The sequence below is a fragment of the Melioribacter sulfuriphilus genome (assembly GCF_052656625.1).
This window is the reverse complement of sequence record NZ_JBQXXK010000004.1, coordinates 119088-132267: the sequence shown is the minus strand read 5'-3', so window position 1 is coordinate 132267 and position 13180 is coordinate 119088. Positions and strand designations below refer to the sequence as shown.

Sequence of the window (13180 nt, the reverse complement as noted above, 5' to 3'; positions counted from 1 at the left end):
GGTTATACTAAAATTAAAATATGGGTTTTAATATGTTAATATTACTTGGTGCTGACGGAAATAACCTGGATAGCCAAATTGCAAAAAGGTTTGGGCACGCTAATTATTTTATACTTTACAACACTGATACAAAAACTTCCGAAGCTTTCGAAAATGTTGATGAGGGGCACAAACACGAAAACCTTCAGGAGTTTTTAGATAAAGGTGTAGAAGCATTTATCGTTGGGAATATTGGACCGCATGCATTTGAAATTATAAATACTCCCAAAAGCAAAGTATATCTTGCAAGAAAAATGTCCGTTCAGGATGCGATTGAAAAATTCCTCAAAGGTGAATTACAACAATTGACTGAACCGACTGCAAAAAGAAGTATTGGACACGGTAAAGATAGAGAAGAACACGGCAGACACCATCACGATGGCGAGCATCAAGGGAGAGGACGTCATAATCACAATGAATGAAGTTGGATAATATTTGTATTTATCGGGCACGCATTCTGGCTTTCGTTAGCTAAGACCTTTACTGATAAGAACTCTGTGCTGCCCAGTCTGATTTTGTTTGCAGGTGGAAGTCAAATGGATATTGGAACTTTGACAGCTATTATGATTGGAGTTCCACTGATTTCCCAAATTATTTACCCTCGCTGCTTCTTAAATAATCTTGTAAGAAAAAATATTTAGTTGCCGGGATATAATTAAGGGTAGCCGCTTTTTTAGTAGTTGAAATATCATTTATTTTTTAGATGAATTTACACCACGTCTTTTTATTTTGATTGTATTTCTAAAGAAAAAGTTAGTTGGATTTTCATAACCGGATAATTATAAACATGCATTTATATTAGGAGGTATTTTATTCATTGGCTCATGAAGTATTATTATGTGAAAGAACGCTCTAAGTCTATTAATTAGAATGAAATTAGTTTATAAAAATTATCAAGTGTATTTCAACTCAACTTGCATAGGATTGAAATCCAAAATTGTCTGTTATAGTATTAAATCTTATTGAACTAACTATGAGATAATTTTAGTTGAATAACAAGCTCCTCAGTAATTAGAAGTTATGTCAAATAACTGAATTAAAAGTTATTATCCTTTGATCCCCAGCTTCTTCATTTTTCGCCAGAGTGTTGAGGGGTTAATGTTCAAATCTTTGGCGGTATTAGTTTTATTATAGTTATTCTTCTCCAGAGTGGAAATAATCAATTCCCTTTCGGCATCTTTAAATCCTTTCTGGTAGTTTTGTAAATAAGTATTTGACTTTTTAGATCTTTGTTCTCTCAATCTTTTAGGCAATTGCTCGACTTGAATTATATCACCACTGCAAAGGATGAAGCAGTGCTCTATAACATTTTCCAACTCTCTTATATTGCCAGGCCAATTGTATTCCATCAAAATATCAAATGCAGATGATGAAAATTGCTTTATGTTTTTTTTGAACTTTTTATTAAAAGATTCAATAAAGTGATTTATTAATAGAGGCAAATCATCCATCCTTTCACGTAAAGGAGGAAGATGAATGTTAATAACATTTATACGGTAAAATAAATCTTCACGAAATCTTCCGGCATTGATTTCTTCCAAAAGATTTTTATTTGTTGCTGCAATTATTCTTGCATCCATCTTAATTAATTTATTACCGCCCACTCTTTCAAATTCTCGTGTTTCTAAAACTCTTAAAAGTTTTGTTTGAACTGGAATTGATAGATCGCCAATTTCATCAAGGAATAGAGTACCGCCTTGCGCAAGTTCAAATTTTCCTATTTTTGTTTTAATTGCACCGGTGAAGGCACCTTTCTCGTGTCCAAATAATTCACTTTCAATAAGTGATTCAACAAATGCGCTGCAATTGACAGCAATAAAGGGTCCTGTTCTTCTTAAGCTATTAATATGTATGGCACGTGCAGCTAATTCTTTTCCAGTACCACTTTCACCCGTAATTAAAACAGTAGAATCTGTCTGAGAGACACTTTCAAGTACAGAAATAATTTGTTTAATCTCTTTATTTCTTCCGACAATGTTTTCGAATTTAAAAAAGTCATTTAAGTGTGCGGATAAATTTTTAAGTTCTGAAATGTCAATAAAAGTTTCAATAGCACCGATTTTTTCATTTCTGCTATTTATTAAGATATTGGAATTAACTCTTATTGGAATTTTTCTTCCATTTTTATGAACAATTTCTAATTCATTCCCAACCATTGCTCTACCTTTTTTGACTGTCTGTTCCATGTGGCATCCATTGCGGCAGATTGATGAATTAAAAATATCCCAACATTTTTTACCTAATGCTTCTGATTTTTTATACCCGGTTATTTTTTCAGCAGATCTATTGAATGAGGTTATAGTCCAATCATTATCAATTGTAAATGTACCTTCAATACTGCTGTTAAAAATCGCGTCCAGTTTATTCTTTTGATCAATTAATTCAAAGGTTTTTTTATTTATTTCTTCTGCTAAGGATAGCATTTCTTTTGTATCTCTGAAAACAAAAACGACACTTAAAACAATTCCATCAACTTTAATAGGAGAGATAGATGCCAAGACATTTTTAATATTTCCCTTTATGTCGGTTATATTAATTGAAAGATTATTGATTGATAAATCTTCTTCAAGTGCATTGATTATAAATTTTTTTTCATCAGTATTTTTTTTGAATAAAAATTCAAAGTTTTTTCCAATTACTTTTTCTTCAGAAAATCCGGTTATACGTGATGCTGCCTCATTAAAAACAATAATATTTTTGTCCCTACCAATTACAATTATTCCGTCGGGGATAATTAATGTCTCTTTATTCCTGTCAATTATTTGTTGGACATCTGACATTCTACTACCTTTAAATGTTATTGCAATTATAATTATTAATATGCAATAGAGCAATGAGTGTGCAATAATTAATACAATATTGCAAACGTAATTATCATCTCGCTCTGCATTCTATCCAAAAAAAATGAATCTATGTTATATTACATCGGAGATATATATAATGAAAAGATGCAAAATGAAAGATTAAGAAGAATTAATAACTGAGAAAAAATTCGAAATATCTGAGGACAAGCTGAAGAATAACCATTTTAAGAAACAAAAGAATGCAGACTATCCATTACACTTAAGAAAACTTAGACTGGGCATGAAGGCCAATTATGTTAATGCGAGCATTGCTTCTGGTAGGTGAGAAAATGCATATTACTGTATTTGATGCACTAATGAAAATGGGATTCCTGAGTTAAAAAAAAGAGAAAATTCAAAATAATCACAAGCAGTGAAATTCTACGAAACAAAAATGAAAAATCAAAAACCTAAGAAATATTAACAAAATTAAAGTTAAAAGACTGTGATGGAGCTATGGCAATTTATTCTGAGGGATAAAATAATGAACTATAGATAGGGGTATATTAACTATAAATTGTAAGAACCGAATAGAGGAGATTTATTAAATGAGTTTATTAAAGCAATTATCACCAAAGCAAATATTTAACTAAAGAATACATGCTATGATAAGAATTGAAAGCAACGATTATTAATTGAATCAGAATAATCTAAAAAGATAATCACAACGATAAATACTGATGAAACATTGGCCTTTTACCAAATTAAAGGAAGGATATTATACTACGAATAAAATATGGACCAGAAAGATCTCGGTTTTTTTAACTTATATGATAATCGACACGAATTTAGTAACTGTAAATCTGTCAACGATATTCGAGAATTAAAACCACACAGATTGCTCAGCTAATTGAATTGAACGCAATTAGAGAGCTACTGATGAAAAGTGTCTTATAAATAAATCTTTAATAAACTCAAAAGTTGTTACAGATTATTATTAATACAATACTAAAACTCAGTTGCTCTTTTTTTTTTTACGATAGAAGGTTTTATTCCTCAAGAGGGTAAATACAACCAAAGCGAAGGTGAACGATATTTAGAGAAATTAAAACAGAATTAATGCTGTATTTGAAACTTAATTTTCTATCGTTAAATTCGTGATAATTTCTTTTCCGTTATACCAATAGTTTCCAGACTAAAATCGAAATTATCTACTAATAAAATTTCATGTTCATTTTATAAAACTGCAAAGCCCACAACGAAACTTAGTGAATTTTAGAGACCTTCTTAAAATATTGGGTTATGTTCTTCGTATCATAAATGAAATATGGAATTTCGGAAATTGTTATCTAATAATACTTTGAGTAAAAAACTCTCCAATACGCTTTCAGGCAGTCATTAAAAATGACTTTATTTTAACTTCCTGTGCTACCATTCTCGTTGTCCTTATCAGCCTTTTCATATTTCCTTCCAATTATATATGCTACCACAAAACCCAACCCTGTCATTACGAAAATCATAAATGGTATCCATTCCTTTGTATTGGTTGCATTTTCTGAAAGCATTCCTGAGCCTAATCCGATTCCGAAAAATATCAGTATAATTCCGGCTTTTAATAAACCGTATCCGTGTTTTTGATAGCGCATTAATTCTATCATCTGTTCGTATGAAAGTCCTTTTTCTATCATTAATTGCTTTTCCCTAGAACGGAAATAGAAATACATTATTATTACCAATCCTGTTACTATAACAGTTATTATCGGTATAAATAAAGCAATTGTACCTTCCATTTTATCCTCCGTATTTAAAGTTTTTTATTTCTACCCCTTTTGACATATATTAATAATTAAAAGGTTACAAAAAATTATTGTAATAAATTGTAACCTCTCAGCAGACAGTTTATGTCTAAATACGTGATGAAAAATCTAAGCGACATAGAAATAATTGAATCGGTAAAAAGGGGTAACACTGCCGATTATACAATGATTGTCGATAGATACAAAGACAGGGCTTTTAATTTGCTCAAGCGGATGCTGAAGAACGATATGGACGCCGAGGAAGCGCTTCAGGACGCTTTTCTTAAAGCATTTAAATACTTAAAGCAGTTCAGAGAAGAAGCCAGTTTCTCGACATGGTTTTATAAAATTGTCTATAATACAGCACTTACCGTTATTGCCTCCAGAAAAAGAAAGATCGAAAAGGAGATGACTTCGCTCGAAGATATGCCAGAACTTATCAGTTACGACTGCGAAATCTATGCAACAGCAGAAAATCCGAAGGACTATTTATTGAGACTAATCGACAAATTGCCTGTTAAGAACGCTTTGGTGCTCATTCTTTATTATATAGACGGATTATCGCTCAACGAAATTAGCCTTGTAATGGATATTTCGCTTGTTAATGCTAAAGTTTTGCTTCACCGTTCCAGAAATATTCTCAGAGATTTACTTTTAAAGCATAATTATCAGGAGGAAATTTTATGAACATAGATGAATTACTCAACGATTATATCGACGGAACAGCCGATGCAAATAAAATAAAAGAATTGAATGATTTACTGGAAAAAGACGAAGTGACGGCTAAAAAACTGAAAGCTCTTAAAGCTATTGATATACTTTTGCGTCAGGTCGATTACGAAAAAGCTCCTCGTGATTTCACTGAAAAATTTGCCATTTTAATCGCTAAGAACAAAACTATTAAAAAAGTTCGGAAAGATTTTATTACCCCGTCAGTATTATCTCTTTTTTTGATATTTATATTGTGCGTGCTCGCAGTCTCTTTTTATTATAGTTACTTGTCGATTAATAATACCGAGATGCTCTCAGGAGTATTACTGGACATATTCAACGGAGTGAGTTTTATTGCCAGCAATAAATTATTCCATCTTCTGGGTGCTTCGATTTCATTGATTGCCCTTACTATTCTATATATTATGAATGAAACTCACCGACGCTTCCGAAAAAAATTAAAAGACCTATGATTCACAACTGCCGATTATCCAAATACTTACATACTGAGTTATTATAATTTCTGCTTACAGTCCCTTTGTAAGTGTATAATTGTTATTGAATGACTCACTTATGTTATTGTTAATAAGCCATCCGGGCGTCGTTAAATTTTATTATCTTTGCAAGAAAAAATAGGAGTACTATGAGCGTAAAAGCAGGATTCGTTTCGATTATCGGGAAACCGAATGTAGGAAAATCGACTTTAATGAATGCATTAATAGGCGAAAAACTGTCGATTACAACAAATAAACCCCAAACAACCCGGAAAAAAATTATTGGCATTTTGTCTACCGAAAATTACCAGATAATCTTTCAGGATACACCGGGAATTCTGAATCCCGAATATTTACTGCAGGAAAGAATGTATGACTACATCATCGAAGCAGTCAAAGATGCAGATTTGTTGTTGTTTATGATCGATATTTCTACTGATCCTACGGGACAACGTACACTTTCGGATGAAAGGGTGTATGAACTTTTGAAAGATAAATCGATTAAAAAACTCTTACTTATTAATAAAATTGATCTTGTTTCCCAAAATGAAGTTGAAGCTCTTATAAGGCAGCTGGAAAAAAATGATATGTTCGAAAAAATAATACCGATTTCAGCTACGGCAAATTATAATCTTCAAACGGTTATCGATTCAATCCTTGAATATTTACCTGAACATCCAAAGTATTTTCCAGACGACCAGCTGAGCGATGCCAGCGAAAGATTTTTCGTTTCCGAAATTATCAGAGAGAAAATTTTTGAAATGTATCAGGAGGAAATTCCTTATAGTACGGAAGTTGTTATTGAAGAATTCAAAGAACGTGAGAATGCCAAAGATTACATAAGAGCAGTGATAGTTGTTGAAAAAGAGACTCAAAAACCGATAATAATCGGTGCGAAAGGCGAGATGATAAAAAAACTTGGCAAAAAAGCCCGAGAGGCTATCGAAGCTTTCCTCGGCAGGGAAGTTTATCTCGAACTCTACGTAAAAGTGAGAGAAAAATGGCGTTCCAATCCTCAAATGCTCAAATTATTCGGTTATAACAAGCCAGATGAAAAATAAATTTACCCCGGCTCATTTTTTAGGCGAAGGTGCGCTCTTGTTGATGACAATTATATGGGGTGGTACATTTGTCATTGTAAAAGAAGCTATAAACGATATCAACCCAATGCTTTTCATTGCTTTGAGATTCTCCATAGCATCCTTATTGGTAATTACTCTACTTCTCTACAAACGTTACAAATTTAGCAGTTCAGCATTTCGTTCTGGTTTTGTGCTTGGGATTTTTCTCTTTCTCGGATTTACTTTTCAGACAGTCGGACTTAAATATACTACCGCTACCAAATCGGGATTTATTACCGGTTCGCTAGTTGTAATGATACCTCCTTTGCAATTATTAATTGAAAAGAAGAAACCGACAAAAGGAGCATTGATAGGCACACTACTGGTTTTCTTCGGAATTATTCTTCTGTCAAGTGGAAGCTCTACTCCGTCAAGTTTTCTGGAAAATTTTGGACAGGATTTTAATTTGGGCGACTACTTAACATTAATCTGTGCTCTATTTTTTGCGCTCCATGTAGTTTATATGGACATCATTTCGCCTGGCCACGATTTCTGGCTTCTTTTTCTTTCGCAGTTGATTACAGTTGCTCTCCTTGCCTGGTTAGCTGCTATCTCTTTTCACACCGTTAGTTTTGAAACTTTCTATTTAAATATTAACGGCAATTTGATTAACGGAATTCTGTATACGTCGGTGCTGGCTACGTTTGTAAATTTCGGATTGCAAACAAGATTTCAGAAAGAAGTAAGCCCTACGAAAGCAGGGATTATTTATTCATTTGAACCGATATTTGCGGCTCTATTTGCTTACTTTATACTCAATGAAAAAATCACTAATTTTGGAATCGCTGGCGGTATTTTTATATTCAGCGGATTGATAATATCTGAAGTCTACGATTATTATTTTAACACAGGAAAATAATAGTAAAAAAATGAAGCGAGCCGAAATTATTGTTAAAGGACTCGTACAGGGCGTTGGTTTTCGGTATTTTGTATTGCGCCATGCACAAAAACTTGGACTGAAAGGATACGTAAAAAATCTCTATACAGGCGAGGTACTCACAGTTGTAGAAGGGGAGGAATATAAAATAGAAGAATTGTTCAATTCACTTAAGATTGGACCACCAATGTCGGATGTTAAAAGTGCTGCAATCAAATGGTTAGAACCTAATAATGAATTCACAAAATTCGAGATAAGATATTAGTGCAAGACTACAGAATTGGATTTGGTTTTGACGTGCACCGTTTCTCGAGAGACCGATTATTGGTGCTGGGGGGAGTTGTCATTCCTTACGAATTTGGTCTGGAAGGGCATTCGGATGCGGATGTTCTACTACACGCAATCTGCGATGCCATGCTGGGAGCACTTGCGCTGGGAGATATCGGAAAGCATTTCCCAAATACAAGTAATGATTATAAAAATATTGACAGCAAAATTTTACTGGATAAAACAAACGTATTGATTAGAAATAAAGGTTACGTTGTGAATAATATCGATTCGACACTTGTATTAGAACTACCCAGGCTATCACCTTATATTTCGCTTATGCAAAACGAAATTGCGTCGGTACTGAAAATTGATGCAGACCGTATATCGATTAAAGCAACAACCTCCGAGCGACTCGGTTTTACAGGCAGACGAGAAGGTATTGCCGCGTATGCCACTGTTCTTCTTACAAGGAAAGAATCTTAATGCTCGAAGAATTTATTTCATACATTGCCGCGCTCGACCCCACTTTGATTTATCTTTTCATGTTTTTATTCGGATTTATAGAGAATATATTTCCTCCATCTCCAAGTGATTTCGCCGTTGTGTTTGCTGCTACTCTGATCGTAAACAATACAATAGATTTTCTGCCGCTCGTAGTTATTACAAGCTTCGGCAGTGGCATCGGATATATTACTATGTATTACATCGGCAGAAAACTGGGCGACAGTGTTATTCGTAATGGTAGATTTAAGTTTATAAAAAAAGAATCACTCGATAAAGCCGACAGGTGGTTCGATAAATACGGTTATAAGTTAATTTTAATAAACCGCTTTTTACCGGGTACTCGCGCTGTTATCAGCTTTTTTACAGGACTGCATAAACTAAAACCCCTGAAAACAATCCTCTATGCTTTCGTAAGTTCTTTGTTGTGGAATATTTTTCTTGCCATACTGGGATATACAATAGGAAATAATGTCGAACTTATCGATCGAATATTAAACACATATTCAAATGTTGGATTAATAATAACGTTTATAATTGTCGCTACAGCCTTAGTGGTTTATTTTAATAGAAAAAAGAAAAACTAACCCAACAGGATTAGTGACTTATGAAATTTTTTCCGAAGTATAGAAAAGCTCTTATTCCTCAAGAAAAATCTACACTGAAAAAAGAACGACTTCTGGCAATTCTTGCTGGATTATTGCTTGGATTGTCTTTTCCACCCTTGCCGGCGCCTGTATTTGTTTTCTTTGCATTTATACCGTACTTCAAAGTAATCGAAAATCGGTATACTCTCGGTGGAATTAATCGAATAAGTTATTTAATGAATTTCATTTTCAGCTTAATAACATTATACTGGGTAGGTAGCTGGACAAAAGAAGCCGACCCCTTTCTGATGATTTCTGGGCTACTACTGCTTTTTGTCAATCCTGCGCTCTATCTTATCCCTTCCACACTTTATTATTTTTCAAGAAAGGTATTCAGTAAAAAAACATCTCTTCTATTGTTTCCTTTGTTCTGGTTGGAGTTCGAGTTTCTCTATTCGATTACCGATCTCAGATTTCCCTGGCTTTCACTTGGAAATAGTGTTGTAAAATTCAATTACTTTATTCAGATTGCAGATATTGTAGGATCATACGGATTGACATTAATCATATTATTTATAAATGTTTTTCTTTATCTGTCGATTCAGGAAAGAGAAAGAAATAAAAAATTATTTATCTACTATTCCACAGCAGCGTCGCTCATTTTTATTTTTGTAATTATTTATGGCACCTTGAAAGTTAAAACTTACCAGCCTTCCAGTAAGAAAATAAGAGTTGGATTAATCCAGCCAGACCTCAATCCGTGGAAAAAATGGGAAGCCGGCAATCTCGATGAGCAATTGCAAATCTATCTAAAATTATCGGAAAAGGCTGTTCAGGATAATGCAAAACTAATCATCTGGCCGGAATCTGCACTGCCGGTTTATCTTTTATCGGGAAACTATGAAAAGGAGGTCAGTAAAATACACGAATTTTGCGACATGAATAATGTCTATTTAATGACAGGTATGCCGGATATAAATTTCTTTTTGACAAAGAATAATATACCCGAAGATGCAAAACAAACTGCAAGCGGACTTAAATACACTTCCTATAATTCGATTTTGTTTTTTGCCCCTTTTACCAATCATACAGAAAAATATGCTAAGATTATGCTCGTGCCCTTTGGAGAAAGAGTTCCGTTTCTCGAGGAATTACCACTACTCGGTAAATTTGTTACATGGCAGGTCGGTATATCGAGCTGGAATGTAGGTAAAGAAATTAAAATTTTCGAAGCCAATAAATTTTTGAAAGTTGCAGGTGTAATCTGTATCGAATCGATTTATCCTTACTTTGTTTCAAAATTTGTCAACAGAGGTGCAGAATTGCTCGTAGTTGTTACGAATGACAGCTGGTACGGTTATTCAAGCGGTCCTTTTCAGCACAAAGAATTTGCACAACTTCGAGCTGTTGAGAACAGACGTACATTGGTAAGAGCTGCTAACGGCGGAATAAGTTGTATTATCGACCCGCTTGGAAGAACAGTATCTCAAACCAACCTTTTTGAAAGGACATATTTAACGGGCAATGCCGAACTACGTAACGATGTAACTTTCTTTACACGATATCCACTTTTGTTTCCTACGATTGCATCATTAATCTCGGGATTTACATTTATATTGTTTATCATAAAAAAGGTAATCAAAAATGAAAAAAGTAATTGATTTAAGAAGCGATACAGTCACAAAACCCTCTGAAGAAATGCGAAAAGCTATGTGCAGCGCCGAAGTGGGCGACGATGTTTACAAAGAAGATCCTACGGTTAATTCATTAGAAGAATATGCGGCAGAATTACTGGGTAAAGAAGCCGCTCTATTTGTGCCGAGTGGTGTGATGGGGAATCAAATTTGTTTGAATGTATTAACTAATCCAGGCGACGAGGTAATTTGTGAAAAGGATTCCCACATATTTCAGTACGAATCGGGTTCGCCTGCGGCTCTTAGTGGATTACAACTATCTCTTGTTGAAGGTGATAAACGGGGAATTTTTACTGCTACCCAAATTGAACCTCTGATACGTCCGGAAAGTGCCTATTATATGGCTCGCACCAGAGTTATCGAAATTGAAAACACGCATAACAGAGCTGGTGGAACAATTAACCCGATTGAAAATATTAGATCAATTTCCGAACTTGCGCGTAAATATAATCTGTCAATGCATCTTGACGGTGCACGAATATGGAATGCTTACGTGGAAACAGGTATAAAACCATCGGAATATGCAGCGTATTTCGACACCGTTTCTGTATGCCTCTCCAAAGGTCTGGGCGCTCCTGTTGGGTCAATTATAGCAGGTAGAAAAGATACGATCCAGAAAGCTTTCCGGATTCGCAAAGCCTGGGGCGGGGGAATGCGGCAGGTCGGAATTTTAGCAGCAGCAGGAATTTATGCCTTGAAAAATAATATCGAAAGATTAAAAGAAGACCATCTCAAAGCCAAAAAATTTGCAGAACTTTTAGCGCAAAATAAATTTATAGAAATCGATACTTCGCTTGTTGAAACAAATATTGTTATGTTTTCTCCACTTAGATTATCTGCTGAAGATTTTATTTTAAAATGTAAAGAAAAAGGTCTGTTACTTGGAACTGGGAAGGTCGGAATAATTAGAGCCGTAACGCATATGGATGTTGATGGCGAAGAAATTTTAGAAGCCGCAAAAATTATTGAGCAGATTGCCTGATATTTTGTTAGTTTAACGTCGAAATTATGAGGTCGAAATATGAACCTCGTATTCGATATCGAAACTACCGCTTACGATTTTGAAAGCCTCGGCGAATCACAACAGGAATTTCTTCTAAGATATGCTGAGCAGGAAAAAGATGAAATTTTAAGATCGGAAAAAATCGAGGAAGCTAAGCGTTACCTGAATCTTTATCCATTCACAGCAAAAGTTATTGTTATCGGTATGTTGAATACCGTATCGGAGCATTCTCAAATTTTATTTGAATCGGAAAAAAATGAAGAATGGCATAATGAAGATGGAACAGTTAATTATAAAGGTATGACCGAAAATGAAATGCTCAGAACTTTCTGGAATTATGTTCATAAAGTTGACGGCGTTATTACTTTTAATGGAAGGTCATTCGATATCCCTTTCTTAATGCTTCGGTCAGCAATGCTCGGAATAAAACCCACCAGAAATTTTATTTCACGCCGCTACGATACTAAATTGCACGTCGATCTCCTGGAACAATTTACGTTTTATGGACTAACAAAAAAATTCAACCTCGATTTTTACTGCCATTCATTTGGGATAAATTCTCCGAAAGATGGAGGAATTACAGGGATGGAAATAAACGAATTATATCGTGCTGGTAAAATAAAAGAAATTGCTTCTTACTGTAGCAGGGATGTACGAGCAACGTTCGAGCTTTATAAAATATGGAAAAATTTTTTAGCCGATGAACTATAAACATTTGACAAAAGAGTATTCAAAAAACTTTAAGATTGCACTCTCTATCAGTTTACTTATAACTATTATTATTTTTATTTCAGTCCCTTCTTTTAAGAAGAAGAAAACTGCTGTAATTTTTACTGACAATAGTATTATAAATTTGATTTCAATTCCGCATACTGTGCAGTGGAAAGACGTTTCTCTATTTAGACCTGCTAAAGTAAATTTGAGTGTTGGGATAATAAATGAAGAATTAGAATTGCTGGAGGATATTGAGATGTCGCAATACGACAATGCTGCTAATGAAAAAAGGGATGAGAAAACTTCCAATTATAATCCATATAATGTTTCTCCAATCCAGATAAGCGAAATTGTGCCTTCTGATAATATCAAAGTTGAAGGTAGATTGATGCTAAAGCTTTGGATTGATTATAAAGGCAAACCAATTAAAACCGAAATCATAAGTTCGACGCTGTCACCTTCTGAGGTAACGAAAGATTTAATTGAGATGGCAATGAGATCTGAGTGGCTTATTCAAAATCCTGTTCCAGATTCTCTTTATATTGTCTACAAGGAATACAATTTCAATTGATCATTAAGCCGTGTCTGTT

At 34.2% G+C, this 13180-nt stretch carries 14 protein-coding genes; 12 read left to right on the top strand and 2 right to left on the bottom strand.

Going from position 1 to position 13180, the window contains the following annotated elements:
• The first annotated feature begins 32 nt into the window (after nt 1-32).
• Nucleotides 33-461: a NifB/NifX family molybdenum-iron cluster-binding protein gene (locus ACUN8G_RS06195; protein ID WP_437346471.1), complete on the top strand. Its 429-nt coding sequence runs from the start codon at nt 33-35 to the stop codon at nt 459-461.
• 624 nt (nt 462-1085) lie between these two features.
• On the opposite strand, the gene ACUN8G_RS06190 is transcribed toward ACUN8G_RS06195, so the two are convergent.
• Both ACUN8G_RS06190 and ACUN8G_RS06185 read right to left on the bottom strand, forming a co-directional pair.
• On the bottom strand, nt 1086-2819 hold the full coding sequence (locus ACUN8G_RS06190; protein WP_437346472.1) for a sigma-54 interaction domain-containing protein: 1734 nt from the start codon (nt 2817-2819) through the stop codon (nt 1086-1088).
• Nucleotides 2820-4237: 1418 nt separating this feature from the next.
• Nucleotides 4238-4612, bottom strand: a complete 375-nt coding sequence (locus tag ACUN8G_RS06185; RefSeq protein ID WP_437346473.1) for a DUF6249 domain-containing protein — start codon at nt 4610-4612, stop codon at nt 4238-4240.
• A gap of 111 nt (nt 4613-4723) precedes the next feature.
• Between ACUN8G_RS06185 and ACUN8G_RS06180 the strand changes: the two genes are divergently transcribed.
• From ACUN8G_RS06180 to ACUN8G_RS06130, 11 genes are all read left to right on the top strand, one after another.
• The gene (locus ACUN8G_RS06180) at nt 4724-5305 is read left to right on the top strand and encodes an RNA polymerase sigma factor (protein ID WP_437346474.1); all 582 of its coding nucleotides are present in this window, start codon (nt 4724-4726) and stop codon (nt 5303-5305) included.
• On the top strand, nt 5302-5802 hold the full coding sequence (locus ACUN8G_RS06175) for an anti-sigma factor family protein (protein ID WP_437346475.1): 501 nt from the start codon (nt 5302-5304) through the stop codon (nt 5800-5802). Before ACUN8G_RS06180 ends, ACUN8G_RS06175 begins: the two co-directional genes overlap by 4 nt.
• Before the next feature lie 170 nt (nt 5803-5972).
• Nucleotides 5973-6884: a GTPase Era gene (gene era, locus ACUN8G_RS06170; RefSeq protein WP_437346476.1), complete on the top strand. Its 912-nt coding sequence runs from the start codon at nt 5973-5975 to the stop codon at nt 6882-6884.
• Nucleotides 6874-7803 carry a DMT family transporter gene (locus tag ACUN8G_RS06165; protein ID WP_437346477.1) on the top strand — a complete coding sequence of 310 codons (930 nt, stop codon included), beginning with the start codon at nt 6874-6876 and terminating at the stop codon, nt 7801-7803. The genes era and ACUN8G_RS06165 overlap by 11 nt, the downstream gene beginning before the upstream one ends.
• 10 nt (nt 7804-7813) lie before the next feature.
• A complete protein-coding gene (locus tag ACUN8G_RS06160) occupies nt 7814-8086 on the top strand; it encodes an acylphosphatase (RefSeq protein ID WP_437346478.1) in 273 nt (90 codons plus the stop codon).
• Nucleotides 8086-8574: a 2-C-methyl-D-erythritol 2,4-cyclodiphosphate synthase gene (gene ispF / locus ACUN8G_RS06155; RefSeq protein ID WP_437346479.1), complete on the top strand. Its 489-nt coding sequence runs from the start codon at nt 8086-8088 to the stop codon at nt 8572-8574. Before ACUN8G_RS06160 ends, ispF begins: the two co-directional genes overlap by 1 nt.
• On the top strand, nt 8574-9179 hold the full coding sequence (locus tag ACUN8G_RS06150; protein WP_437346480.1) for a DedA family protein: 606 nt from the start codon (nt 8574-8576) through the stop codon (nt 9177-9179). Before ispF ends, ACUN8G_RS06150 begins: the two co-directional genes overlap by 1 nt.
• Nucleotides 9180-9199: 20 nt before the next feature.
• Nucleotides 9200-10840: an apolipoprotein N-acyltransferase gene (gene lnt, locus ACUN8G_RS06145; RefSeq protein WP_437346481.1), complete on the top strand. Its 1641-nt coding sequence runs from the start codon at nt 9200-9202 to the stop codon at nt 10838-10840.
• Nucleotides 10824-11855 carry a threonine aldolase family protein gene (locus tag ACUN8G_RS06140; protein ID WP_437346482.1) on the top strand — a complete coding sequence of 344 codons (1032 nt, stop codon included), beginning with the start codon at nt 10824-10826 and terminating at the stop codon, nt 11853-11855. Before lnt ends, ACUN8G_RS06140 begins: the two co-directional genes overlap by 17 nt.
• A gap of 39 nt (nt 11856-11894) precedes the next feature.
• Nucleotides 11895-12587, top strand: a complete 693-nt coding sequence (locus ACUN8G_RS06135; RefSeq protein WP_437346483.1) for a ribonuclease H-like domain-containing protein — start codon at nt 11895-11897, stop codon at nt 12585-12587.
• Complete coding sequence (locus ACUN8G_RS06130) at nt 12577-13161, top strand: hypothetical protein (RefSeq protein ID WP_437346484.1); 585 nt, start codon at nt 12577-12579, stop codon at nt 13159-13161. Before ACUN8G_RS06135 ends, ACUN8G_RS06130 begins: the two co-directional genes overlap by 11 nt.
• Nucleotides 13162-13180: the final 19 nt, after the last annotated feature.

What these genes read in the sequence shown, in the direction of transcription:
- ACUN8G_RS06195 (WP_437346471.1), top strand. Translation starts at nt 33, where the DNA reads ATGTTAATATTACTTGGTGCTGACGGAAATAACCTGGATAGCCAAATT.
- ACUN8G_RS06190 (WP_437346472.1), bottom strand. Translation starts at nt 2,819, where the DNA reads ATGTCAGATGTCCAACAAATAATTGACAGGAATAAAGAGACATTAATT.
- ACUN8G_RS06185 (WP_437346473.1), bottom strand. Translation starts at nt 4,612, where the DNA reads ATGGAAGGTACAATTGCTTTATTTATACCGATAATAACTGTTATAGTA.
- ACUN8G_RS06180 (WP_437346474.1), top strand. Translation starts at nt 4,724, where the DNA reads ATGTCTAAATACGTGATGAAAAATCTAAGCGACATAGAAATAATTGAA.
- ACUN8G_RS06175 (WP_437346475.1), top strand. Translation starts at nt 5,302, where the DNA reads ATGAACATAGATGAATTACTCAACGATTATATCGACGGAACAGCCGAT.
- era (WP_437346476.1), top strand. Translation starts at nt 5,973, where the DNA reads ATGAGCGTAAAAGCAGGATTCGTTTCGATTATCGGGAAACCGAATGTA.
- ACUN8G_RS06165 (WP_437346477.1), top strand. Translation starts at nt 6,874, where the DNA reads ATGAAAAATAAATTTACCCCGGCTCATTTTTTAGGCGAAGGTGCGCTC.
- ACUN8G_RS06160 (WP_437346478.1), top strand. Translation starts at nt 7,814, where the DNA reads ATGAAGCGAGCCGAAATTATTGTTAAAGGACTCGTACAGGGCGTTGGT.
- ACUN8G_RS06150 (WP_437346480.1), top strand. Translation starts at nt 8,574, where the DNA reads ATGCTCGAAGAATTTATTTCATACATTGCCGCGCTCGACCCCACTTTG.
- lnt (WP_437346481.1), top strand. Translation starts at nt 9,200, where the DNA reads ATGAAATTTTTTCCGAAGTATAGAAAAGCTCTTATTCCTCAAGAAAAA.
- ACUN8G_RS06140 (WP_437346482.1), top strand. Translation starts at nt 10,824, where the DNA reads ATGAAAAAAGTAATTGATTTAAGAAGCGATACAGTCACAAAACCCTCT.
- ACUN8G_RS06135 (WP_437346483.1), top strand. Translation starts at nt 11,895, where the DNA reads ATGAACCTCGTATTCGATATCGAAACTACCGCTTACGATTTTGAAAGC.
- ACUN8G_RS06130 (WP_437346484.1), top strand. Translation starts at nt 12,577, where the DNA reads ATGAACTATAAACATTTGACAAAAGAGTATTCAAAAAACTTTAAGATT.